Below are 23,968 nucleotides of genomic sequence, written 5' to 3'. Positions count from 1 at the left end.
ACTGCCTACTGCCTACTGCCTACTGCCTACTGCCTACTGCCTACTGCCTACTGCCTACTGCCTACTGCCTACTGCCTTCGCCTTCCCAACCTCGCCGTCGCCGCCAGCAGTCCCGCGGCAATGAAAGTCAGGTTGGTCGAAGCATTGGCCGGCTCTGCCCAAAGTCCAGGCCCCGACCGTTCGCAATAGAGATCGACTGGGGTCAGGAGAGTTTGCCCCATGGCGAGGACGCTGCTCCCGAATCGAACCGCGCCGTGAAATGCAATCACCCCGGCTATTGCGCCCTTACCTGCTGCTGCAACATCAAAATTTCACCGCAACGTGACTTCCCGTTGACTGGCGCTTCTGCCACATATTTTGGCAATCAGAACAAGGCCGGCGTCACCGGCGGGAATTGGAAAGTCATGGCAATTCAAGGACGATTGCGGCTTGCGGCACTGGCGCTGGCCCTCACCGCGTTGGGCGGCGCGGCCCTTGCAGCCGAGCCCGCCAAGGCCGTGACCAGCAAGCCTCAGACCGACAAGCCCTTGGGCGTGATCGAATTGTTCACCAGCCAGGGCTGCAGTTCCTGTCCGCCGGCCGACGAGTTCTTTGCTGAGCTCGCCAGCAAGGACGACATCATCGCGCTCGCCTACCACGTCAATTACTGGGACTATCTCGGCTGGCAGGACACGCTGAGCACCAAGGAAAATACCGAGCGCCAATATGACTATATGCGCGCCTTCGGCAGCCGCTCGGTCTACACGCCGCAAGCCGTCATCAACGGCCGCAGCCACGTCAACGGCGCCAGCCGCAAGGATGTCGACGGCGCCTTGGCCCGGATGGACCGGACCGGCGAGGGCATGCGGGTCGGCATCAAGGTGAGCCGAACCAGCGACCGCGTCATGATCGACGCGGGCGACGCCGGCAACGGCCCGAGCGACGCCCATGTTGTGATCGTCTATTTCGATCCGCCGCAGACGGTGAAGATCGGCCAGGGCGAGAACAGCGGCCGCAGCCTGACCTACTGGAACGCCGTTTCCGACATCCAGACCGCCGGCATGTGGCACGGCAAGGCGCAGCGTTACGAACTGCCGATGACCGAGATCGCCAAAAAGGGCGGCTGCGCGGTGCTGCTGCAGTCGGTCGGCAAGGACGGCATGCCGGGGCCGATCCTCGGCGCTGCATTTATTCGCAAACCGGACCGGCTTTGAGCGCCTTTTCCTTCTCCCCTTGTGGGAGAAGGTGGCCGAGCGAAGCTCGGACGGATGAGGGGTGCTCCAGCTTGGCGACACCGTTTTGTCCAGCGACGAGGTCGCGGCCGTCTCACTCCGCTGGAACACCCCTCATCCGTCTCGGCGCTGCGCGCCGATCCACCTTCTCCCACAAGGGGAGAAGGAAAAATAAAAAACCGGCGTCAGCTTGCTTCTGACGCCGGTCATTCAGGTTTTGGGATCGTCGCACCTGATTTTTCCAAGGAAAAACCGAGGTTGGTTCGATCCGACGCTGACCCGTGGGCGGGGGGCTTGGGGTTTACGAGCCGGTGCCGGACCGAACCGTCTCAGGCAACGACCGTAAATTCGTCGGACATTGGGGCATGAGCGCGGATTATTTGTGGCGAGAATGTGGCGGAGCATCACCAATTCCAACATGTGTTTCGCAAACGTGACTGGACGTTTGGGAAACCGCGCGACCCGCGCGTGTTCGGCCGGCCCCGCATTTCCATCGTGCCCTTGCAATTCCCTTATGAAAGCGCGAACCTTGGCCGGCGCATGATTCAATCGAAGGATCGAGGCATGACCGATCACAGCGGCGGGACGGAGGATGGGGAAGCATCCGGAATATTGATCCCGTTGCACGAGGCGCGCAACGCACGCCTCGACCAGCCGGTGCGATTCGACCGGCGCGAGCTCGACCAGATCCTGAGGCTTTACGGACGTATGGTTGCGGCCAATGAATGGCGCGACTACGCGATCGACCATCTCACTGATCGCGCTGTCTTTTCCGTCTTCCGCCGGGCCAGCGAAGTGCCGCTGTTCCAGATCGTCAAGGACCCCAGGATGGCGCGCCGGCAAGGCGCTTTCGCCGTCATCGCCGCCGGCGGCCGCATCCTCAAGCGAGGCCAGGAGCTCGGCCGCGTGCTTGGTGTCTTCGATGCCAAGCTGAAGGTCGTCGAGGCGTGAAGGGAAGGGGAATTGATGAACTGAAGAATTGAAGAACTGAGGAAAAGGGCGCTTGGCGGCCGGTGCGGCAGTCGTTTGTCTTCAGTTCCTCAATTCTTCAGTTCTTCAATTCCTTTTGAATCCGAAACCTTCGCTCCGGCAGCGAATTCGGATCCGGCGGCAATTCCGCGCCGCCATTCAGCGAAAGCTGCATGAACACCGTGTCCAGCCAGCGTCCGTGCTTGTAGCCGGAGCCCTCGAGGCGCCCGGAATGGCGGAAGCCGAGCTTCTCGTGCAGCCGCACCGAGGCGCTGTCTGCGTGGCCGTCGCCGATCACCGCAATGATCTGGCGGAAGCCCGCCGCGCGCGCCGTCTCAATCAGCGCCCGCATTAGCAGCAAGCCCACGCCCTGCCCCTTGGCCTCCGGCGCGACATAGACCGAATCCTCGATGACGAATCGGTAGGCGGGGCGCGGCCGGAACGGCCCGGCATAGGCATAGCCGAGCACGATGCCGTCCTTCTCCGCCACGAGATAAGGAAAGCCGCCCGCCGCCAGGGCGTCGAATCGGTTGCCCATCTCCACGCGGCTCGGCGGCTCCAGCTCGTAACTTGCCGTGCCGTGCGCGACCGCATCGGCATAGATTTCCGTGATTCGGTCGAGGTCGGCCGCAGTAGCGGCCCTGATCGCAATAGTGCTCATAATTTGTGCAGTTCTCGTTGTTGCCTCGATATCAGCAGAGGACTGCGCGAAAAGAAAGGGCGGCCGTTGGGCCGCCCTTCGCAAATCTATGGTCCACTGAAACCGGGGTAACCGCCCTTAGCGGCGGTCGCCCATGAACTGCAGCAGGAACATGAACAGGTTGATGAAGTCGAGATAGAGGCGCAGCGCGCCCATGATCGCCTTGCGGCCGGCGACGTCGGCGACGTCACCTTCGAAATACATCTCCTTGATCTTCTGCGTGTCGTAGGCGGTCAGGCCGGCGAAGACCAGCACGCCGATCGCCGAGATGGCGAAGGCGAGCGCCGACGACTGCAGGAAGATGTTGATCAGCATCGCAATCAGCAGGCCGATCACGCCCATGATCAGGAACGAGCCGAACGCCGACAGGTCGCGCCTGGTCGTGTAGCCGTAGAGCGACAGGCCGCCAAAGGCCGCGGCCGTGGCGAAGAAGGTCTGGGTGATGCTAGTGCCGGTGTAGACGAGAAAGATCGTCGACAGCGACAGGCCGACAAGGCCGGCATAGACCCAGAACGTGGCCTGAGCCGCGCCCACGCTCATCGACTGGATGCGGAACGACAGGAACATCACGGCGGCGAGCGGCGCCAGGATGACGACCCAGCGGAACGCGCTTGCATAGATGAGCTGGCCGAAAGCGGTCAGCTGGCCGTCGCCGGTGATGGCGAGCTGGAAGGCGCCCCAGGCGGCAAGGCCGGTAATGAGCAGGCCAAGCCCCATGAGGTTGTAGACTTTGATCATGTAGGCGCGCAGGCCTTGATCGATATCGACGCGCACGCCGGGGGCGGCGGACGTCTGGTAGTTGCGAATGGGATCAGCCATTGGAAATCCTCTGTTGCTTCTGCCCCGTCCGGTGACAGGTCTTTTGAGACCAGGCGCCGCTGGCGGGGCTCCAGCATGCCTGCGCAAAATATGAGCGTTCTCGACGTCAAGAACAAGACGGTAACGAGGCGCAACGCTTCGTGAGAAGGCAAAAGGCCGGTTTTCGGGTCTTCCGGGCGTCTTTTCTTACAAAAATTTAACCGGGCTTACAAAGGTTTAAGCGGGCGGGTGGCTCTCGGCCCCCTCCGTCAAAGGTTGCGCAGCACCGGCGCCGCCTTGTGGCCGAGCACCCGCCATGTGCCGGCAAGGCCGATGCCGACGGTGACCGCCAGCGAAACCAGGATCGTCGCCACCGCGACCTGTGGTATGAAATGCGACGGCAGCGTCATGATATGCGCGACCACGAACCAGGCGGCGATGCCGCCGGCGGCAAGCGCGAACAGCGCGGTCGCAAAGCCGATCAGCATATATTCCAGCGAGAAGGCGGTAATCAGCGTTCGTCGCGTCGCGCCGAGCGTCTTCAGCACCACAGCGTCATGGATGCGCGCCCGGTTGCCGGCGGCCAAAGCGCCGGAGAGCACCAGCACCGAGGCGATCAGCGCCACGCCGGCGGCGGCGCGGATCGCGGCGCCCAATTGCGCCACCAGCCGGTTGACAATGTCGAGCGCGTCCTTGACGCGCACCGTCGTCACAGCCGGAAAGGCGCGGGTGACGGCATTGAGCAGCCTTGCATCGTCGGCCGCAGTGGCTTGTTTGTCGGTCAGTGTCGCCAGCCAGCCATGCGGCGCCCCGGCGAAGGTGTTGGGCGAAAACACCATGACGAAGTTGATGCCCATCGTCTCCCACTCGACCTGGCGGAAATTGGCGATCCTCGCGGTGACGTTGCGTCCAAGCACATTGACAGTGACGGTGTCGCCGAGCTTCAGCCCGATCGCCTTGCCCTCCTCGGCCGAGAACGACACCAGCGGCTCACCGGAATAGTCCTGCGGCCACCACGCGCCTTCGGTCAGCGTCGCCTTTTCCGGCTGCTTGGCGTCATAGGTCAGGCCGCGGTCGCCGCGCAGCACCCAGGCGCCGTCGGCCGGGATCTTCACCTTGTCGACGTCGACGCCGTTGAGCGCCATGATGCGGCCGCGCAGCATCGGCACCTTGACCAGCGTCCCCCGCGGCGACTCCTTGCCGACAAGGCCGGCGAAGGCATCGACATCGCTGCTCTGGATGTCAACGAAGAAGAAGTTCGGCGCCCGCTCCGGCAGGCTGCCGGAGATCTGCCGCCTGAGATTCCCGTCGATCAGCGCCAGGGTGACGAGAAGCGTCAGCCCGAGGCCGAGCGACAGCACCACCGAGGGCGTCAGCGCGCCGGGACGGTGGATGTTGCCGAGCGCCAGCCGCAGCGGAACGGAGCGCACACGCGGGCTCCTTTTTGCGGCCCATTGCACCAGCGCCGCCACCAGCCGCAGCACCAGGAAGGCAAAGACCGTGGCGCCGACGAAGATCGAGGCGATGCGGTAGTCGTTGGCCGAAAGGATCGCCAACGCCGCCAGCGCCAGCACGATCGCGAGCGCCGCGCCCGTATAGGGCAGGCGCGGCAGGCCCCGGCTTTCAAAGCCCATTTCGCGGAACAGCGCGGTTGCCGGCACGTCGCGGGCGCGGCCGAGCGGCAAAAGCGCGAAGGCCAGCGTCACCAGCAGGCCGAACAGCGCGGCAAGGGCCAGCGCGCCAGGATAGAAGCCGCCTTGCGCCGGCACCGGGATGACCGACTGCAGAAGCGCGCTCGCCACGAACGGCATCGCGGCGCCGACGATAAGCCCGAGCACGATGCCGAGGCCTGCAATCAACAGGATCTGCACCAGATAGACGGTGAAGACGAAGCCGCCCGAGGCGCCGAGGCTCTTGAAGGTGGCGATGACGCCGCGCTTGCCGTCGAGATAGGCGCGCACGGCGTTCGCCACGCCGACGCCGCCGACCACCAGCGCCGTCAGCCCGACGAGCGTCAGGAATTGCGAGAAGCGTTCGATATTGGCGGAGAGCGCGGGGGCGGCGTTGCTGCGCGTGCGGATCGACCAGCCGGCCTGCGGGAAATCCTTCGCGGCTTGAGCCTGGATGTCCTTGATCCGCGCCTCGGACGTGCCGTCGGGCAGGCGCACCTTATAGGCGTTCTCGACAAGGCTGCCGGGCTGCACCAGGCCGGATGCGGCAAGGCCCTGGCGCGAAATCATCAGCCGCGGCGCGAAACCGAAACCGTCCGACACCGCATCCGGCTCGCTGACCAGCCTCGCCCGCAACTCGAAAGTGGCGCTGCCGAGTTTCAACCTGTCGCCGATGTGAAGATTGAGCCGGTCGAACAAAAGGTCGGGCGCGGCGGCGCCGAACACGCCGGACCGTTCGCCGAACAATTGCTCCTTCGGCAGCGCCGGATCGGTTTCCAGCGCACCGTAGAGCGGATAGGCGTCGTCGACGGCCTTTGCCTCGATCAGCGCCTGGTCCGAGCCGTCCTCCAGCCGCGCCATCGAGCGCATGCCGGAATTGAGCGAGACAGTGCCGAGGCCCTTGATGAAGCCGAGCTCCGCATCGGAAGCGCTGCGCTGGTTGACCTGGAAGCGCAAATCGCCGCCAAGCAGCGTCTGGCCCTGATTGGCGACGCCGGCCGAGATCGCCTGCGCCACCGAATTGACGCCGCCGATCGCCGCGACGCCCAGCGCGATGCAGCCGAGGAAGATCATGAAGCCGGACAGTCCGCCGCGCATCTCGCGCAGCGAGAAGCGGATGGCAAGCTTCAGGGTTCGAAGCCGGGCGGCCGCCATGCCTCTATGCCGTCACTTTGAGCAAAGGCGCATCCTCGATCCGCCCCGAACGCATCGAGACTTGGCGCGCGCAACGCCCGGCCAGCGCCGGATCATGCGTCACCAGCACCAGCGTCATGCCGCGTTCCGCCGCCTTGGCGAACAGGAGGTCGGCGATCTGCTTTCCCGTCGCCTGGTCGAGATTGCCGGTCGGCTCGTCGGCGATGAGGATGCGCGGCGACGGCGCCAGCGCCCGCGCGATCGCCACGCGCTGCTGCTCGCCGCCGGAAAGCTCTCCCGGATAATGCGTCACGCGGTCGCTCAGGCCGACCGCCGCGAGCTCCCGCGCGGCCACCCCGAACGGATCGGTATGGCCGGCGAGCTCCAGCGGCACGGCAACATTTTCCAGCGCCGTCATGTTGGGGATGAGATGGAAGGATTGGAACACGATGCCGATGTTTCGCCCCCGAAACGAAGCGATCTGGTCCTCGCTTTTATCGTTGATCAGCTCGCCGGCGATCCGGACCGTGCCCGAATCGACTCTTTCCAGGCCGGCAAGGACCATCAGCAGCGTGGACTTGCCGGAGCCCGACGGACCGACGATGCCGGTGGCTTGCCCGGGCGCCACGTCGAGGCTCACACCCTTCAGCACATGGACGGAGGACGCGCCCTCGCCGAGCGTCAGCGATACGTCCCTCAGCGCGATGACGGCTTCTGTCACAATGAAAGTGCCCTATATGTGAAAAAAGGAGACGGCCGCTGTCTCCTCCCTTGGATTGTTCCGGTCATATGGGGCTCGCCGCATGGCATTCAAACACCGTTCTGCCGCAGCCCTCATCCTTTTCCTCGCCCTTTGCGGCGCCATTTCGCCGGCGCGCGCCGCCACCTTCACCATCGTCGGCTTCGGTGACAGCCTGATGGCTGGCTACAGCCTTGGCCCCGGTCAGGGTTTCACCGACAGGCTGCAAGCGGCTCTGAAGGCAAAGGGCCTCGACGTCGCCGTCGCCAATGCCGGCGTGTCGGGCGACACATCGAGCGGCGGGCTGGCGCGGCTCGACTGGTCGGTGCCGGACGGCACAAGGCTGGTGATCCTCGAGCTCGGCGCCAACGACATGCTGCGCGGCGTCTCGCCTGAGATCGCCGAAAAGAACCTCGACGCGATGTTGGGCAAGCTGAAGCAGCGCAACATCCCGGCGCTTCTCGCCGGCATGCGCGCCGCGCCCAATCTCGGCGCCGATTACCAGAAGGCCTTCGATGCCATCTATCCGCGGCTTGCCGAAAAATACCGCGTTCCGCTCTATCCGTTCTTTCTCGACGGCGTCGCCGGCCATCCCGACCGCCAGCTCGAAGACGGCCTGCACCCCAATCCCAAGGGGGTCGATGTCATGGTTGAGCGCATCATGCCTGTGGTGGAAAAGGCGATCGCCGACAATGGGGGGCCGTCATGAGTCCGTAATGCCACGCTTTCCGCTGGGGAAACTTTGTGGACAACAAACCGCTTGCCCCGCGCCAATATCGATGATTCGCTAGGAACGAGAGTTTCGATTCGAGGACAGGAGGCTTTACATGCCACGTCTTTTCACCGCCCTCGAAATTCCGCGTGATGCCGCACTCTCTTTGTCCCTGCTCCGCGGCGGGCTGCCCGGAGCGCGCTGGATCGATGTCGAAAACTACCATCTGACGCTGCGTTTCATCGGTGATGTCGAGGGCCATGTCGCCGACGAGATCGCCAACGCCCTCGACAGGGTCGACCGCCCCTCTTTCCAGATGACGCTCTCCGGGGTCGGCGCCTTCGGCGGCAAGAAGCCGCATGCGGTGTGGGCCGGCGTGTCGGCCTCGCCCGACCTGACGGCGCTGCAGGGCGAGATCGACCGCATCTGCCAGCGGCTCGGCCTGCCGGCCGACCCACGCAAGTTTTCGCCGCATGTGACGCTGGCGCGCCTGCGCAATGGGAGCCCGCTCGATGTCGCGCAATATCTTTCGGCGCGCGGCAATTTCGCGGCATTGCCCTTCCGCGTCGGCCGCTTCGTCCTGATGTCGTCGCGCGATTCGGTCGGCGGCGGCCCCTACATCGTCGAGGAAGCCTGGCCGCTGGTCGGCGAAGCGCTGGCCCCAAGCCGCTTCGCCAGCGCATCCGACGCCTCGCGGATCATGCGGTAGACCGAGGCGAAGGCCTCGGCGCCGTCGTAATAGGGATCGGGAACGTCCACGGCCTTTCCCGTGGCAAAATCCAGATAGAGATGGATGCGGTCGTGCGCGGCCTGCGGCGCCAGCGCCTTGAGGTCGCGCACATTTGCATTGTCCATGCCGAGAATCAGGTCGTACCGCGAAAAATCCTCCGGCAGCACCTTGCGCGCCCGCTGCCCTGAAATGTCGACGCCGTGCCTTGCCGCCACCGCGATCGAGCGCCGGTCCGGCTCCTGGCCGGCATGCCAGCCGCCCGTCCCGGCCGAATCGATCACCAGACCCTGGTCTTTGCCTTGCTCGGTCAGGACGGCGCGGAACACGCCCTCGGCCAGCGGCGAGCGGCAGATGTTGCCAAGGCAGACGAACAGAATGGATTTTATGGGGTTTGCGCTCATTGATCCGGCGCTATGGTTGGATCACCTCCGAATAACATAGGGACCGGACATGAACAGGGAAAAACTCAGCAAGGAAGCGATCGTCGCCGCGCTTGCGGAACTTGAGGGCTGGTCGCTCGCCGCCGACGGCGCCTCCATCAAGCGCAGCTTCGTCTTCAAGAATTTCTCCGAGGCCTTCGCCTTCATGACGCGCGTGGCGCTGGCGGCTGAAAAGATGGACCATCACCCGGACTGGTCGAATGTCTACAAGACCGTCGACGTGACGCTGAACACGCATGACGCAGGCGGCGTCACGGCGCTGGATATCGAGCTCGCCAAGCGGATGAACATGTATTTCGGCTGAGAGCGAGCGGACTTCGTCATTCCAGGGCGGAGCAAGGAGCGAAGCGACGCGCGCAGACCCTGGAATCCATTCCGTGACCTACGAGCGTCGCGGCGGTGCAGATCGTGGCGAACGTTCGCGATTGGCCAAAGCCTCTCAACCTCGTCATCCACGGGCGTAGCGACGCGAAGCGGCGCGCAGACCCGAGATCCATTCCGTGATCCTGGCCATTCCGTGATCTTGGCCGAGGAATGCAGCGAAGCAGGATTCTGCACCGTAGCAGCCTGGCTTCGTCATTCCAGGGCGGAGCAAGGAGCGAAGCGACATTCCGTGACCTTTGCCGAGAATTGCAGCGGAGCAGAATTCTGCACCGTGAGCGGCGCTCGTATGTCACGGAATGGATCCTCGGGTCTGCGCGCGTCGCTTCGCTCCTTGCTCCGCCCGTGGATGACGATCGGAGGGATGCCTTGGCCAACCACCACACTGAGGCGATTGCCACGCTGGTTATTGTTGCGAGTTCGATTTTCAGGTCGGCGCGCCTCCTAAACTCTTGTAGCCGCCTCCCGCTTTCACCACATTTTGCCGCGGCGAGCCGCCCGCAACGATGCACGCGGCCAAGGAGCGATTGATGGCGCAAGGTACCGGTTTCGATTTCTTCGGCTTCGGCGACAAGCTTGCCGGCGAGGGCGAGGTGCGCGAAAAATTCTGGCGCACCGCCAAGAAGGCGGCGCGGCAGATTCCGTTCATGGACGAGGTTGTCGCCGCTTATTATTGCGCCATGGACAAGGACACGCCGCTGCGCGCCAAGGGTATCCTGCTCGCCGCGCTCGGCTATTTCGTCCTGCCGGTGGATTTCGTTCCCGACTTCATCTTCGGCCTCGGCTTCACCGACGACCTTGCCGTGCTGACCGCGGCGATCTCCGCCGTCAGCGCGCATATCACGCCTGCCCACAGGCAGGCCGCCAAAGACGCGCTGGCGGACAAGAGCTGATCCCGGCTCGCTTCAGGCCCGCAAATCGGCGCGGACGAAAAGACAAACTCTTGCCGTTTTCGTGGCATCCAACTCCGCGCCGGGACGTCGCGCCGGCATCAATCCACAGTGGCGGCGCGGATGGTGGCGGTTTCCTGGGGTGGGTTCCTTTTCTTCAAGGACAATTCACCGTTTGGTAACCCTGATTAAATCAAAATGAAGCGACGGCAGGACGCCACGCGGCCCGCCTCCGCACCATTTGGAATACGGGAAGAACGATGCGCGGATTGATTGCTATAGTTTCCAGCCTGGTCCTGGCGGCCTCGGCGGCGCCGGCGTTGGCGCAGCAGGCGACCAAGATCGGCCAGCACAATGCCTGGGGCACCTACAGCTATCAGTCGGCCGCCGGCAAGGTCTGCTATGTGCTGACCGTGCCCACCGACAAGCAGCCGCCGTCGCTCGACCATGGCGACATGTTCTTCTTCGTCAGCCAGCGTCCCGGACAGCAGGTCTCCTACGAGCCGCAGTTCATCGCGGGCTACAACTTCCAGGAAGGCTCGAAGGCCACCGTCACCATCGACAAGAAGAGCTTCTCGATGTTCACCCGCGGCAAGTCGGCCTGGGTCGAGAACGCGGCGGAAGAGCCGGTGCTGATCGCCGCCATGAAGACCGGCTCCGACATGAAGGTTCAGGCCAAGTCCGGCCGTGGCAATCCCACCTCCTATGTCTTCTCGCTGAAGGGCATCTCGGCCGCGCTGGCCTCGATCGCCAAGTGCAAATAGGCGGAACCGCATTCGAACCTGACGCAAGGTTGGACATCATGCCCGGCCTTTTGTTTGTGATGGCGCTCAGCCCTGCGCCGGCTCTGGCTGCGCCCTGCGCCGCCGAATCGCCTCGGCGATGAAGACGCGCGACAGCGCATGGTAGAGCGGCTCGTTGGAGATCAGCCTCGCCGTGCCGTAGCCCAGCATCGACGCGCACATCAGCGCGATCACATTGTCGTGGTTGCCGGTCATCTCGAGAATGATGACGAAGGCCGTCATCGGCGCCTGCACGACGCCGGCGAAATAGCCGGCCATGCCGAGCAGCGCCGCCGTGCCGGTGGCCGTGCCGAAGACCAGGCCGAGCGTGCTGCCCAGCCCCGCGCCCACCGCCAGCGACGGCGCGAAGAGGCCGCCGGGAATGCCCGATACCATCGATAGCAGGCCGGCTGCGAATTTCTCGACGAAGAAGAAGGCCGGCAGCGGCGTGCCTTCGATCGCGCCGCGCGCCTGGACATAACCGGTGCCGAAGGTCGATCCTCCGGAGGCGATGCCGATCGCGGCGACGGCCAGGCCGCAGACAGCCGCCACGACCAGCGTGCGCGGCAGCGGCTGCAGCGTGTTCCAGCGCCGAATGCGGCGCATGACTTTCATCGCCGAGAGCGAGAACAGCGCGCCGACACCGCCGCCGATGACGCCGCAGGCGAGCACCAGCGGCCAGTCCGCGGCGAAGGCGACCGTGTCCTTGGCGACGCCGAAATAGGTGTAGTTGCCGAGCAGCCCGAGCGAGGCGAGGCCGGCCAGGATCACCGCCGTCAGCACCAGCCCGTTGGTGCGCGCCTCGTAGGCCCGGCCCATTTCCTCGATGGCGAAGACGATGCCGGCAAGCGGCGTGTTGAAGGCGGCGGCGATGCCGGCGGCGGAGCCTGCCAGGATCAGGCCCCGCGCCTGCGCCATCCCGCCCCAGCGCGCCGCCTGCAGCATCAGCGAAGCGCCGACTTGCACTGTCGGGCCTTCGCGCCCGATCGAGGCGCCGCAGGCGAGGCCGACGATGGTCAGCGCGATCTTTCCCACCACCAGCCTCAGCGACAGGATGCGGCTGCGGTCTTCCTCGTCGCGCAGATGCCGCGCCGCGATCGCCTGCGGAATGCCGCTGCCTTGCGAGCCCGGAAAGAAGGAATGCGCAAGCCAGGCGCAAACGACGAAACCGAGCGGCGTCACGACGAGCGGCAGATAGAAGCGCCAGCCGCCGTCATTGCCCATCACGGCATGGAACAGGGCCTGCGCCCGGTCGGCGAGCAACGCGAACAGGACGCTGATCAGGCCGATCGAGATGGCGCCCGCCCAGAAGACGAGGCGCGGCTGCCAGACGCGCCGCGACATCCACATGGCGTGGGAACGCCGCAGCATGCGGTATTTTCGGGATATGCCGGCCATGACCGTCCTCGTGATGGTTACTCGCCCTAGCACACTCGCCGGGTCGATCAACCCGGAAGGGCGAGCCCGACGCCATGTCAGTCGGGTCGAGGAGCGGTGTTCAACGGGACGTTAGCGGATGGCGGATAACCCGCCGGCGCACCGGCCGGCGGGGAGGTCGGCACGCAGGATCGGCGAGGTCACATCGCCATTTTTTCACATTCGGCCTGAGCCTTCTTGGTCGACGTGTCGATCATGTAGGCCTTGCCCTTGGCGTCGGTGATCATCATCATGCAATGCTTGATCGGCTTGGCCATCTTCATCATTTCGGCGCTCATCTTGGCGTCCGGCATCATGGTGCCCATGTGGCCGTCCGGCATGATCGCGGTAACCTGGCCGCCCTTCATCATCGTCATGGCGCCCATCGTGTCCTCGGCAAAGGCTTGCGAGGCGCAAAGACCGGCGAGGCCGGCAATGAGTGCGAACTTGATCGAGTGCATCTGAACAACTCCCATTGTTGAGGGGCATGGTCGCCCCTTTCAGGTTCGCGGATGCGTTTCGATTGGTTACGCCAACACGAAGATGTGATCTGTTTTGAGGGCCATCGCCAGTCGCGGCCTTCTCCCCCTGTGGGAGAAGGTGGATCGGCGCGCAGCGCCGAGACGGATGAGGGTGTTCCAGTGAACACCAACGCCTCACTCCGCTGGAGCACCCCTCATCCGACCGAGCTTCGCTCGGCCACCTTCTCCCACAAGGGGAGAAGGAAAGCGGGGCGCATGACTCCGGCGCCGGGCTGTGCTATGCGCCGCGTTTCCTGTGCGGCCGGTGCTGAAATCGGCCGCAAATCGCTTATATTGGCGCCACCATGACCATTTCGCTTGATCTTACCGCCGAAGGCGCACGTGACGCCTTGCGCCGCGCAGCACCGGCCGAGAAGCCGTCGCTGATCGGCCTGACCCGTGCCGAGCTCGGCGAGGCGCTTGTCGGCGCCGGCATCGTGCCGGAGCGCCAAGCAAAGATGCGCGCCCAGCAGCTCTGGCACTGGATGTATGTGCGCGGCGTCTCCGACTTCGCCCATATGTTCAACATCTCCAAGGACCTGCGCGCCGAGCTCGACAAGCATTTCACCGTCGCCCGGCCCGAGATCGTCGAGGAGCAGATCTCTGCCGACGGCACGCGCAAATGGCTGTTCCGCTTTCCGCCGCGCGGCGCCGGCCGTCCGGTCGAGATCGAGACCGTCTATATTCCCGAGGAAGGCCGCGGCACGCTCTGCATTTCCTCGCAGGTCGGCTGCACCCTGACCTGCTCCTTCTGCCACACCGGCACGCAGAAGCTGGTGCGCAACCTCACCGCCGAGGAGATCCTGGCGCAGCTGCTCACCGCGCGCGACCGCCTCGGCGATTTCCCCGACCGCGACACGCCGGACGGCGCCATTGTGCCGGCCGAGGGCCGCAAGGTATCCAACGTCGTCATGATGGGCATGGGCGAGCCGCTCTATAATTTCGAGGCGGTGAAGAAGGCGCTGCTGATCGCCTCCGACGGCGACGGGCTGTCGCTGTCGAAGCGGCGGATCACGCTTTCGACCTCCGGCGTGGTGCCGGAAATCTTCCGCACTGGCGAGGAGATCGGCGTGATGTTGGCGATCTCGCTGCACGCCACCAATGACGACCTGCGCGACCTGCTGGTGCCGATCAACAAGAAGTTCCCGCTGAAGGAACTGATCGCCGCCTGCAAGGCTTATCCCGGCCTCTCCAATGCCAAGCGCATCACCTTCGAATATGTGATGCTGAAGGATGTCAACGATTCCCTCGACGACGCCAAGGCGCTGGTCAAGCTGCTCAAAGGCATTCCGGCCAAGATCAACCTGATCCCGTTCAACCCGTGGCCGGGCACCAACTACCAGTGCTCGGACTGGGAAACGATCGAAAAGTTTGCCGACTATATAAACAATGCCGGCTATGCTTCGCCGATCCGCACCCCGCGCGGCCGCGATATCCTCGCCGCCTGCGGCCAGCTGAAGTCGGAGTCCGAGCGCATGCGCAAGGTTGACCGGCTGGCGCTCGAAGCCATGATGATCGCGGGACACGGCGAGGCGTGAGGCGCATCATCGCCTACCTCATTCGCTTCGCCGTCATCCTGATCGGCTATGTCGTCGGCTCGCTGGCGGCGAGCGCCTTCCTCAACATCCTGGTCCTGGCGCATCTGGGCTACACCCCGGCCGATCCGGAGCCGACGGCGACCGCCTCGCTCTATTTCTCGGTGCCTTTCGTGGCGCTGTTCGTCGCCTATTTCGCCTTCATGCCGGCGGCGGTCGTCATTTTGACCGCCGAAGTGCTCGGCCGGCGCGACTGGCTGTTCTACGCGCTGGGCGGCGCCGTCATCGCACTCGTTTTCCTCGGATTCGTGCACAATGTGGGCGACGCCGATTTCGATGTCACCGAAACCAATGCCAGATTGGCGGTGATCGGCGCCGGCATGGTCGGCGGCATCTTCTATTGGCTCTCCGCCGGCCGATGGGCCGGAAGCTGGCGCCGTGAGGCGCTGCCCGGCCTGGAGCGGTAGGCTGCACCCGGATCAACTGAGCCAAACTCCGGCTTGACCCCGGTTCGATGCTCCAGCATCACTGGACCATGCCGAAGATGCCGCAACTGGGCGCCAAGCCCCTCGTCACGCCCCTTGCTGCACAGGGATTGAGACCCGTCTTTGTCGACCGCTGGAGCGACAAGATCCGAATCCGCACGCTCAGGCCGGCGGATGTGACACCCGAGATCGCAGCTTGGCTAGCCGATCCCGCCGTCATGGAAGGATTGAACGCGCCGCAAAAAGCGATGGGCCTCGATGCCTTCCGGGCCTATGTCGCCAGCTTCGATAATCTGAAGCGCAATCTCATGACGATCCTCGGTCTGCCAGACGGCCAGCCGCTCGGCCTGGCCGTCATGGAGGTCGATCTCCGGCACCGGCTCGGCTCGTTGCACTTGATTATCGGCGATCCGGAGAACCGGGGTAGGAATGTTGCCTTTGAGGCATCTGCCGTTCTGCTCAGGCATTTCTTTCGCGAGCGAAAGCTCGAGAAGGTGACCTTTCAGCCGCTGGCGCGTAACGCCGCGGCTATCGCCGTGTGCGAACGTTTCGGATTGCGGCTGGAAGGCACGTTGCGGGCTCATCGCATAGATGGCCGGACCGGCAAGCGCCTCGACCAGATGCTCTACGCGCTGACATTGGAAGAATATGACGAACGCGTTCGCGCCTTGGAGGCGGCCGGCATGGTTCGACCCTTCGCCGGCCCTGGTCTCCCGACCCAAAAACTGCCCTAAAAACGGTACGCTACGCCGAATTTTACTGTATCGAGGGACGGTCGGAAGCTCGCGCCAGCCGTGCCGCCCGGCCCAGGTTCGATCTTGTCGAATGCGTAGTGGAGGTATTCCCCTTTCAAGGACCAGTTCGGCGCGAGTGCATACTCCGCGCCCAAGCCGATCACGCCGCCCACCTTCACGCCTGAAAAATCCGCAGTCGACCCGACTGGCGCAAAAATGGGACGGTCATAGGAAGCTGCCTGAAAATGCCCGGCAGCCACGCCGCCGGTGACATAGGCAAGGAGTTGGTCGGTCGGCGTGTAACCGGCTCTCAGCCTCGCCGTCGCGACCCAGTCGACGTCGTAAGTATAGGCTTCGCCCTTGCCGAGAAGGTCTAGGTGGCCGAATTTTGTGTCGTGCATGCCGACGAAATCGAAATCGCCGGCGACGCCGTAAACGAAGTTCCCGCTCTGCCAATCGTGCCCGGCATAGATGCCGCCGAGATAACCATCCTTTTGATGGCTGCCGTCGAAGTTTGTCGTGTCGGCATCGAAATCGACGGAGGAGTGGGCATAGCCGCCCTCCACGCCGACATAAGATCCCGACCAGTTATAGGTCGCCTCCTGCGCGCTGGCCTCGCAGACCAGCCCGATCACGGCAACGGATGCCAAGAGTAAGCTCTTCATTAGTCCCCCAATATGCCCTAGCGAATCTTCTAGGTGGGCAGAATCCTGGGGGCAAGAGCAGCAATGCAACAGCGCCGGCGAATTTTACGCGATGGCTAACGCCCTACTTCGCCTGCGCCGTCAGGATCTTGAGCGCGAAGGCCGAGAACACGCCGCCGAACAGATAGTCGACAACGCGCGTCACCCGCGGGCTTGCCTTCATCGCCGCCGAAAATTTCTCCGCCGCCAGCACCATCGGCGCCGTCACCGGGATCGACAGCACGATGAACATCACGCCGAGGAAGAACAGCTTTCCGGACGCGTTCGGATCGTGCGCGGAGACGAATTGCGGCAGGAAGGTCATGAAGAACAGGATGATCTTGGGGTTGAGCAGGTTGACCCCGAGCCCGGCCGCCCAGCTGCGGAACAGCGAAACCTGCGGTCCCGTCCTCTTCTCCGGCGAAAAGGCCGAGCCTTTCGTCACCGCTTGAAAAGCCAGGAACACCAGATAGCCGGCGCCAAAAATCTTCAAGACGAAGAAGGCCATCGGCGAGGCGACGATCAGCGCCGAGATGCCGACGACCACCAGCGTGGTGTGGATCAGCGTGCCGCAGAGCGCGCCGGCCATGGAGGCAAAGCCGGTGGCGCGGCCCTGGCTCAGCGTGCGCGAGACGAACAGCGTCATGTCCGGCCCAGGCGTGATCGCCAGGATGACGGTGGCGATGGCGAACTGGATGAGCGTCGAAGTGTCGGGAATGAAGGACATGGAAGGCCCGGTGTCGTGATGGTTTGCGAGTTTATAACGCGGCTGCCCCAGTCGCGCCAGCCGCGGCGATGGGGTTCTCCTGCTCACCTTCGTCTCTTGCGCCGCCCGGAAAGGCCGTGATACCTCGCCCGCGAAGCTATTTTCCCGCGGAACCGCCAAAAATGTCCAAGACCAAGAACGTCAAGAAAGTCGTGCTCGCCTATTCCGGCGGCCTCGACACCTCCATCATCCTGAAATGGCTGCAGACCGAGCTCGGCGCCGAAGTCGTCACCTTCACCGCCGATCTCGGCCAGGGTGGTGAGCTCGAGCCGGCGCGCCGCAAGGCCGAGATGATGGGCATCAAGGACATCCGCATCGTCGACGTGCGCGAGGAATTCGTCGCCGACTTCGTCTTCCCGATGTTCCGCGCCAACGCCGTCTATGAAGGCACCTACCTGCTCGGCACCTCGATCGCCCGGCCGCTGATCTCCAAGCATCTGGTCGAGATCGCCAAGGAAACCGGCGCCGACGCCATTGCCCATGGCGCCACCGGCAAGGGCAACGACCAGGTCCGCTTCGAGCTTTCGGCCTATGCTCTGAACCCCGACATCAAGGTCATCGCGCCGTGGCGCGACTGGTCGTTCAAGTCGCGCACCGACCTTCTCAACTTCGCCGAGCAGCATCAAATCCCGGTGCCGAAGGACAAGCGCGGCGACGCGCCCTTCTCGGTCGACGCCAACCTCCTGCACTCCTCCTCCGAAGGCAAGGTGCTGGAGGATCCGTGGAGCGAGCCGCCGGAATTCGTCCATCAGCGCACCGTCTCGCCGATGGATGCGCCCGATGTCGTCACCGAGATCGAGATCGAGTTCCTCAAGGGCGATCCTATCGCGCTCAACGGCAAGAAACTGTCACCGGCCACCATGCTGGCGGCGCTCAACGACCTCGGCCGCGACAACGGCATCGGCCGGCTCGATCTGGTCGAGAACCGCTTCGTCGGCATGAAGTCGCGCGGCGTCTACGAGACGCCCGGCGGCACCATCCTGATCGCCGCCCACCGCGCGATCGAATCGATCACGCTCGACCGCGGCGCCGCGCACCTCAAGGACGAGTTCATGCCGCGCTACGCCGAGCTCATCTATAACGGCTTCTGGTTCTCGCCCGAGCGCGTGATGCTGCAGGCGATGATCGACAAGAGCCAGGAAGACGTCGAAGGCACGGTGCGGCTGAAGCTCTACAAGGGCAATGTCATCGTCACCGGCCGCAAGTCGAAGAAAACGCTCTACTCGGATGCGCTGGTCACCTTTGAGGACGACCGCGGCGCCTACGACCAGAAGGATGCCGAGGGCTTCATCCGGCTCAACGGGCTGCGCCTCAGGACGCTCGCGGCAAGGAACCGCAAAGGCTGAAGCTGATGATCTCCCCCTTGAGGGGAGATGTCGCCGAAGGCGACAGAGGAGGTCGCCGCGGATGGGCCCCCGGCGTCGTCTCTCGTCGCGAAAGGCGTTGGCGCTTTGTGCGAGGCGACTCTCTCTGGCCTGCCGGCCATCTCACCCTCAAGGGGGAGATTCCCGCTTGCCCGGCTTCGCCAACAAAAAAGCCCGACGCACAAGGCCGCCTTGTGTAAACGCTCCATTAGTCGGCGCGATTAATTCGGCCGCAACCGGCGGCTGGTAAATCGTGAACTGACAAAGGAGGCCTAACCCACCATGCCGAAGGCTGCGCAGCTCCTGATCGGCATTATCATCGTCGCGGGCGCTTGCTGGGTCGGTGCATATACCGGCGCTGCAATCACCGTGATCACGATGGGTTTCCTCGGCGGCGTCGGCGAGCTCGTCAGTGTCATATTGCCCTTGCTGGCAGCGGCATTTGTTTTCTGGCGCGGAACGCGTAGCGGTAAACCCGGCTATCAATGGGCACCTCTCGTGTTCTTCGTGGGCTGGGCCTTGGTTTCGGTGGCGATGCGCGGCTACCTAACCCTTGAAGCGGCCAAGGTGACGTCCCCGGCGATCGACCCGGACCTGGCGAAGATCAAAACCCTGGTCGTCGACGATTTTCTCAACACCAGCCGCACCTTCGTTTCGGAGGGCGTCGTCGATCAGTTGGTGGAGATCGCGCACAAGGACAACAATCCCGCCAACCCGATCAGTTCCGTTCGGCAGACGACGCTTGCCAGCGGCCCAGAGTGTACCGATGAAGACATGGCACGATCCGCACAATTGCGGGCTGTCGGCCGGACCGACGAATGTTTCAAGCAAACGATGCTCCCGGCCGTTCCGGATGGGCTGCGCATTCTTCATCCGGCCGACTATCACTGGGGCCCAAGCCAGCCAGGCAAACTCACGGCGGTCGTCGCCGACAACGGCCGGGAGACTGAAGTCCTGCAATGGCGCCGAAACTCCGCGCGTGTGCCGGCCTATCTTCCGCTGTTCAGGATGGGCATGGGCTCGTTCGACCAGGCGCAAACGATCTGGGAAACGCACTCGGGACCTTTCGAAGTGGTCAACTATGGCGACGTTGACCTGACACCGCAGGCCATGGCGGCAGCGATCTATCGCTTCGACCCGTCCCTTCCCCCTAAGCCAAAGACCGCCCACCCGGCAGTTTTGGCTGAACAGGCGTTCGCGCTCGCGTCTCGCGGCGACCTCAGCGCCGCCCTTAACATCGTCGCCCTTCTCGACCGGAAGAACTATCTCGATGACAACATGGTCAAGGCGGCCGCCTATGCCATCTTCAAAATCAAAAGTGACATTGCCGGCGGTCGACTGCCCAGGCTGGACAAATTCGCCGACAAGCTGAACGTGCGACAGCGTAACCTTCTGAACGATGAGATCATTCGAATTCTCACGACGCCTGCGACATGCAGGTGCCGGGCATTCCTTTTTAGTTCCGCTGATCTCGGACAGCGAGCCATCGACGCTTTCCAAAACACGTCCGACTTGGAGCAATGGCAATATGACGGGCTTCTGACCGCAACGATGTACGTCGCCACGCCATTCAGGGAGCACCGCCAGAAATTGTTCGCCAGCATCATGGCCTCGCATGACCCATCGAACGGTCGTCGCTTGGTCTCCTACGCCAGAATGGCCGGACTTACTCTGCTTGACGCGGAAATGCGGGCATTGATGTCGAAACTGCCTGAATTGCGGGGTGAGGAACTCTTTTTGCTCGCGGTGGACGTTCGCCTGCCTTCGCCCGCGCAGGCCGCCAGGTTCAGCAGCACATACGATCCGCAACTCAACGTCCACAGTGATACCTGGCGTGCCTTCTGGGGGGCCATGCGCTCGCAGGCTTCCCGTATCCCAGATGACAAGCAAAGGCTGCGAGCCTTGGATGAAATCGGGAAAAGACAGGCCGAAAGCTAAGCAACTCCAGTAAAAGTTCACAGCGGCGGAATTGCGCACAAAGAGATGGAGCGGTTTCCGTGAAACGCTCTACAGCAGTTCAGCGATCAGACGCCGAACTGCTGCACCAGGGATGAATTATCAATCCGCGTCGATCGCCTCGGCGATACGGGCGATGGCCTGCTGGTAGACGCTGGCCGAGTTCCAGCCCGCGATCGCGCCCATATTGGCCTCGTAGCTCGCGCCGGCATGCCAGCCATGCGCCTTGAGATAGTTGGCGGTGGAAGCCAGCGCCGTATTGCGGTCGCGCAGGTTGCCGCTGCCGACGCCATATTTCAGCACGTTTCCGGGCAGGAACTGGGTGTGGCCGATCTCGCCATGCATGGCGCCGACCGAGGAGGCGCTCAGCGCGCCGCGATCGACGAGCTTCAGCGCCGCGATGGCGTGCGGGGTGAAATAGTCCGGGCGGCGGCAGTCATAGGCGAGCGTCAGAATGGCCGACACCGTGTTCTGATTGCCCATCGAGGCGCCGAAGCCGGTTTCCATACCCCAGATGGCGAGCAGCACGCCCGGCGGCACGCCATAGGTCCGCTCGATATCGGCGAACATCGCCGCGTTGGCCTTCTTCAATGCGCGGCCTCTCGAGATGATCGCGGACGCCCCGCGGCGTTTCATGAAAGCCTCCACCGAGCCGCTGAAAGCCTTGTGGATGGCGCGATCGGCCGAAATCGTCCTTGTCGCGTAGGTCGCCCCCTCCAGCGCCGAAAGCCCCCTTTGGCCGACGCCGTTGGCCTTGGCCTCGGCGGCAAAGTCCTGCTTCCAGGCGTCGAATCCGGCGCCGTTCTTGCCGCAGCTGGCCGCGGCTTCGGCGCCTGTCGCCAGCCCCAGCATCGCCACCACCGCCGCGGCGGCCGCGAAAATTCTTCTTTTGGCAAAAAATGCCATGTCCTTCTCCTGGTTGCCTTGAATCACGTCCCGGCTGCGAATTTGCCAGCGAAACGCCCGGTTGTCACCGTCCTCGCGGGGGGACGTGACACCCGACACTGGCGAAAGAAGGGCAATAGCCTGCGATCGGCCATCAGGTGTGGCGGGCCTGCCTCATGAAAGACGTTGATGTCGCGATCGTTGGCGCCGGTCCGGCGGGACGTGCCGCGGCTAAAGAGTTCACGCCCTTTTGACCGGAAACCCGAGAAATCATGGAACAATTCGTGAGCGGCCGAAAGGCGCTTTAGCCGGAACGCATAAGCCTTGGTTTCGTTTCCGACCGCAAGGGACAGTGGAAAAACGGAGTGAAACCATGAAACGCGTACTGTTTCCGGCGCTTGCCGGCGCGCTGTTCGCCATGTCGGGCGCGGCCTTGGCCGACACTGCCGTCTCGGCGGTGGCCGATCTCAATGTGCGCGCCGGCCCCGGCCCGCAATATCCCGTGATTGGCGTGCTGGCCGCCGGCCAGTCGGCAACGCTCACCGGCTGCATCGCGAACAGCAAGTGGTGCACGATCGCCGAAGCGGGCGGCAATGGCTGGGTCTATTCCGACTATGTGACGGGCGACTTCGGCGGCAGCCGCGTCGTGCTGACACGCCGGCCGGCCAATGCCGAAATCGCCGTCGTGTCGCCGCCGACCGATAACATCTACACCACGGACAGCTACACCGGCGCTATCGTTCCCGGCGACGACGCCATCGAGTCGATCGGCAGACCGCCGGCCGAGGTCGGCACCTATGTCACCACACACCGGGTCGATCCGGTCTATCTCGAGGGCGAGGTGGTGACCGGAGCCACGCTGCCCGACACGGTCGAGCTGCGCGAGATTCCCGATTACCGGTATCGCTATGTCTATGTGAACAACCAGCCGGCGCTGGTCGACCCCGGCACGCGGCGCATCGTCTATGTGATGCGCTGATCGGGCTTGATCGTCGCCAGAAAAGCGGCCGCCGGCGATGGCGGCCGTTTCTTTTCCGTGCTGACGGCTCAGCCGGCTTGCCTGCGTTCAATGCACACGTTTGGGATTGGCCGAAGCGTCCGAACTTCGTCATCCACGGGCGGAGCGGAAGCGAAGCGGACGCGTAGACCCGAGGATCCATTCCGTGACCCGGCCGAAGAGCGCAGCGGGGCAGAATTCTGCACTGTGGCAACGCTCGGAAGTAACGGAATGGATCCTCGGGTCTGCGCCGCGTCGCTTCGCTCCTTGCTCCGCCCGTGGATGACGACGAGATGGGCGTTCCAGCTAATCTCCTACCGTCGTGATCGCGCGTTAGTGTTCCGTGGTACGAATTTGATGTTCGTGCCCTCAACGCGATCCAGTCAGTCCCGGCTAAAGCAAGGTAATCGCGCGGTAACCACCGACCTCCTACACAATACAGCCGAAAGCCTTCGGCAGGGGAGCCGCGTGACGATCGAAAATGCCGCCTTCGAGCGCTATCGCCGCTCGCCGAACGAAAAGACCACTTTGCTGCGGCTGTTCTTCGGCACGGCAATCGTCATTGCCTTCTGGATGGCGGCGACGGCCGTCGTGCTGTTTGCCGGCACCTATGTCTACATCGTCTGGCGCCTGCCCGGCCCCTCGACCGGGCAGTACATGCAGGACTTCCTGGCATCGCCCGTCGGCATCCTCAGCGCGCTGAGCTCCTTTGCCGGCATCTGGATCGGCCTGTGGGTGGCGATGCGATTGGTGCATGGCGAGCCGCTGTCGGCTCTCTTTGGCGTCGGCCGCCGCATCGCTGGCGGCGATTTTTTGAAGGGCCTGGTCGCGGTGCTGATCACCTCGCTGTTCTCCGAGGTGCTGCTCTATTGGCTGCAGCCGGAGATCGCGCGCGGACCGATCACCCTGTCGTCCTGGCTGCTTTTCCTGGCGCCGATCGCGCTGCTCGCCTTCCTGCAGACCTCGTCGGAGGAAATGCTGTTTCGCGGCTATCTGCTGCGCGCCCTCGCTCGTCGCTTCAGGAGTCCTCTGGTCTGGGCGGTGCTGCCGGGCCTGCTGTTCACGTCGCTGCACTGGAATACGGCCTCGACGCTGGCCATCAATGCCAGTGTCTTCATCTCGATCGGCACATTCGCCCTGCTGCTCACACTCCTGGTCTATGTCACCGGCAATCTCGGCGCCGGCTTCGGCGCCCATCTCGGCAACAACCTGACCGGCTTCCTGCTGATCTCGCACCAGGAGGCCTACAATTCCTTCGCGCTGCTCAATGCCAAGCCTCTCGAAGGCCCCGGCTGGACCAATCTGGACGCCGTTCTCATCGCCGCGATCGGCGTCGTCAGCACGCTTCTGACAATGCTGCTGCTTTTGCACCGGCGCTCGCCGCTGCGAGTCGGGGCGACCCGGCAAAGCTTGGGCTAAGCTGCCGTCAATCGCGGCGTTTGGGCCCAGATTCCTGCATAGTTTCTTGCA

24 protein-coding genes are annotated in these 23,968 nt (G+C 63.8%); 14 read left to right on the top strand and 10 right to left on the bottom strand.

Annotated elements, in window-relative coordinates; translation table 11 throughout:
- The first annotated feature begins 404 nt into the window (after positions 1-404).
- Together LB529_RS25230 and LB529_RS25225 are read left to right on the top strand one after the other, a co-directional pair.
- Complete coding sequence (locus LB529_RS25230; RefSeq protein ID WP_095770028.1) at positions 405-1,193, top strand: DUF1223 domain-containing protein; 789 nt, start codon at positions 405-407, stop codon at positions 1,191-1,193.
- A 582-nt stretch (positions 1,194-1,775) separates the two neighbouring features.
- Entirely contained in the window at positions 1,776-2,162 is a 387-nt protein-coding gene (locus tag LB529_RS25225) for a DUF2794 domain-containing protein (RefSeq protein ID WP_224712608.1), read from the top strand.
- A gap of 97 nt (positions 2,163-2,259) precedes the next feature.
- Here the strand turns inward: LB529_RS25225 and LB529_RS25220 are convergent, their stop codons facing one another.
- The 4 genes from LB529_RS25220 to LB529_RS25205 form a co-directional block, all read right to left on the bottom strand.
- Positions 2,260-2,841, bottom strand: a complete 582-nt coding sequence (locus LB529_RS25220; protein WP_224712611.1) for a GNAT family N-acetyltransferase — start codon at positions 2,839-2,841, stop codon at positions 2,260-2,262.
- A gap of 117 nt (positions 2,842-2,958) precedes the next feature.
- Positions 2,959-3,699 carry a Bax inhibitor-1/YccA family protein gene (locus tag LB529_RS25215; RefSeq protein ID WP_095769993.1) on the bottom strand — a complete coding sequence of 247 codons (741 nt, stop codon included), beginning with the start codon at positions 3,697-3,699 and terminating at the stop codon, positions 2,959-2,961.
- Positions 3,700-3,947: 248 nt separating this feature from the next.
- The gene (locus tag LB529_RS25210) at positions 3,948-6,503 is read right to left on the bottom strand and encodes an ABC transporter permease (protein ID WP_224712607.1); all 2,556 of its coding nucleotides are present in this window, start codon (positions 6,501-6,503) and stop codon (positions 3,948-3,950) included.
- 4 nt (positions 6,504-6,507) lie between these two features.
- Positions 6,508-7,203 carry an ABC transporter ATP-binding protein gene (locus LB529_RS25205; RefSeq protein WP_224712606.1) on the bottom strand — a complete coding sequence of 232 codons (696 nt, stop codon included), beginning with the start codon at positions 7,201-7,203 and terminating at the stop codon, positions 6,508-6,510.
- 82 nt (positions 7,204-7,285) lie between these two features.
- Between LB529_RS25205 and LB529_RS25200 the strand changes: the two genes are divergently transcribed.
- Entirely contained in the window at positions 7,286-7,930 is a 645-nt protein-coding gene (locus LB529_RS25200; protein WP_224712605.1) for an arylesterase, read from the top strand.
- Between the two features lie 118 nt (positions 7,931-8,048).
- Positions 8,049-8,642 (top strand): RNA 2',3'-cyclic phosphodiesterase, encoded by a 594-nt coding sequence (gene thpR / locus LB529_RS25195; protein ID WP_095769997.1) that lies wholly within the window; start codon positions 8,049-8,051, stop codon positions 8,640-8,642.
- Here thpR and LB529_RS25190 read toward each other — a convergent pair.
- Positions 8,549-9,064 carry a low molecular weight protein-tyrosine-phosphatase gene (locus LB529_RS25190; protein ID WP_224712604.1) on the bottom strand — a complete coding sequence of 172 codons (516 nt, stop codon included), beginning with the start codon at positions 9,062-9,064 and terminating at the stop codon, positions 8,549-8,551. The two genes, thpR and LB529_RS25190, sit on opposite strands and share 94 nt — an antisense overlap.
- Before the next feature lie 49 nt (positions 9,065-9,113).
- Here LB529_RS25190 and LB529_RS25185 point away from each other — a divergent pair, with 49 nt between their 5' ends.
- From LB529_RS25185 to LB529_RS25175, 3 genes are all read left to right on the top strand, one after another.
- The gene (locus LB529_RS25185; protein ID WP_224712603.1) at positions 9,114-9,407 is read left to right on the top strand and encodes a 4a-hydroxytetrahydrobiopterin dehydratase; all 294 of its coding nucleotides are present in this window, start codon (positions 9,114-9,116) and stop codon (positions 9,405-9,407) included.
- A gap of 607 nt (positions 9,408-10,014) precedes the next feature.
- Positions 10,015-10,377 (top strand): YkvA family protein, encoded by a 363-nt coding sequence (locus LB529_RS25180; RefSeq protein WP_224712602.1) that lies wholly within the window; start codon positions 10,015-10,017, stop codon positions 10,375-10,377.
- 257 nt (positions 10,378-10,634) lie between these two features.
- Positions 10,635-11,138 carry an invasion associated locus B family protein gene (locus LB529_RS25175; RefSeq protein ID WP_095769999.1) on the top strand — a complete coding sequence of 168 codons (504 nt, stop codon included), beginning with the start codon at positions 10,635-10,637 and terminating at the stop codon, positions 11,136-11,138.
- 66 nt (positions 11,139-11,204) lie between these two features.
- On the opposite strand, the gene LB529_RS25170 is transcribed toward LB529_RS25175, so the two are convergent.
- A complete protein-coding gene (locus tag LB529_RS25170; RefSeq protein WP_224712601.1) occupies positions 11,205-12,554 on the bottom strand; it encodes a chloride channel protein in 1,350 nt (449 codons plus the stop codon).
- A gap of 179 nt (positions 12,555-12,733) precedes the next feature.
- Positions 12,734-13,033: a hypothetical protein gene (locus LB529_RS25165; protein WP_224712600.1), complete on the bottom strand. Its 300-nt coding sequence runs from the start codon at positions 13,031-13,033 to the stop codon at positions 12,734-12,736.
- A gap of 365 nt (positions 13,034-13,398) precedes the next feature.
- Between LB529_RS25165 and rlmN the strand changes: the two genes are divergently transcribed.
- The 3 genes from rlmN to LB529_RS25150 are packed head-to-tail and all read left to right on the top strand — an operon-like array spanning position 13,399 to position 15,847.
- On the top strand, positions 13,399-14,631 hold the full coding sequence (gene rlmN, locus LB529_RS25160) for a 23S rRNA (adenine(2503)-C(2))-methyltransferase RlmN (RefSeq protein ID WP_224712599.1): 1,233 nt from the start codon (positions 13,399-13,401) through the stop codon (positions 14,629-14,631).
- Positions 14,628-15,095, top strand: coding sequence for a hypothetical protein (locus tag LB529_RS25155; protein ID WP_224712598.1), 468 nt, complete (start codon positions 14,628-14,630; stop codon positions 15,093-15,095). Before rlmN ends, LB529_RS25155 begins: the two co-directional genes overlap by 4 nt.
- A gap of 47 nt (positions 15,096-15,142) precedes the next feature.
- Entirely contained in the window at positions 15,143-15,847 is a 705-nt protein-coding gene (locus LB529_RS25150; protein ID WP_224712597.1) for a GNAT family N-acetyltransferase, read from the top strand.
- Here the strand turns inward: LB529_RS25150 and LB529_RS25145 are convergent.
- Both LB529_RS25145 and LB529_RS25140 read right to left on the bottom strand, forming a co-directional pair.
- Entirely contained in the window at positions 15,844-16,497 is a 654-nt protein-coding gene (locus tag LB529_RS25145; RefSeq protein ID WP_224712596.1) for an outer membrane protein, read from the bottom strand. The two genes, LB529_RS25150 and LB529_RS25145, sit on opposite strands and share 4 nt — an antisense overlap.
- A gap of 118 nt (positions 16,498-16,615) precedes the next feature.
- Positions 16,616-17,257 (bottom strand): LysE family translocator, encoded by a 642-nt coding sequence (locus LB529_RS25140; protein WP_224532687.1) that lies wholly within the window; start codon positions 17,255-17,257, stop codon positions 16,616-16,618.
- Positions 17,258-17,418: 161 nt separating this feature from the next.
- Between LB529_RS25140 and LB529_RS25135 the strand changes: the two genes are divergently transcribed.
- Both LB529_RS25135 and LB529_RS25130 read left to right on the top strand, forming a co-directional pair.
- Entirely contained in the window at positions 17,419-18,642 is a 1,224-nt protein-coding gene (locus tag LB529_RS25135) for an argininosuccinate synthase (protein WP_224712595.1), read from the top strand.
- A 300-nt stretch (positions 18,643-18,942) separates the two neighbouring features.
- Positions 18,943-20,598, top strand: a complete 1,656-nt coding sequence (locus tag LB529_RS25130; protein WP_224712594.1) for a hypothetical protein — start codon at positions 18,943-18,945, stop codon at positions 20,596-20,598.
- Between the two features lie 120 nt (positions 20,599-20,718).
- Here the strand turns inward: LB529_RS25130 and LB529_RS25125 are convergent, their stop codons facing one another.
- On the bottom strand, positions 20,719-21,522 hold the full coding sequence (locus LB529_RS25125; protein ID WP_224532671.1) for a lytic transglycosylase domain-containing protein: 804 nt from the start codon (positions 21,520-21,522) through the stop codon (positions 20,719-20,721).
- 352 nt (positions 21,523-21,874) lie between these two features.
- Between LB529_RS25125 and LB529_RS25120 the strand changes: the two genes are divergently transcribed.
- Together LB529_RS25120 and LB529_RS25115 are read left to right on the top strand one after the other, a co-directional pair.
- Positions 21,875-22,480: a DUF1236 domain-containing protein gene (locus LB529_RS25120; protein WP_140845976.1), complete on the top strand. Its 606-nt coding sequence runs from the start codon at positions 21,875-21,877 to the stop codon at positions 22,478-22,480.
- Positions 22,481-22,966: 486 nt separating this feature from the next.
- Complete coding sequence (locus tag LB529_RS25115; protein WP_224712593.1) at positions 22,967-23,917, top strand: CPBP family intramembrane glutamic endopeptidase; 951 nt, start codon at positions 22,967-22,969, stop codon at positions 23,915-23,917.
- Positions 23,918-23,968: the final 51 nt, after the last annotated feature.

Source organism: Mesorhizobium sp. CA5, from assembly GCF_020165105.1.
Taxonomy (GTDB): Bacteria; Pseudomonadota; Alphaproteobacteria; order Rhizobiales; family Rhizobiaceae; genus Mesorhizobium.
The sequence above is the reverse complement of the archived record's forward strand: the minus strand, read 5'-3'. Positions and strand labels throughout refer to the sequence as shown.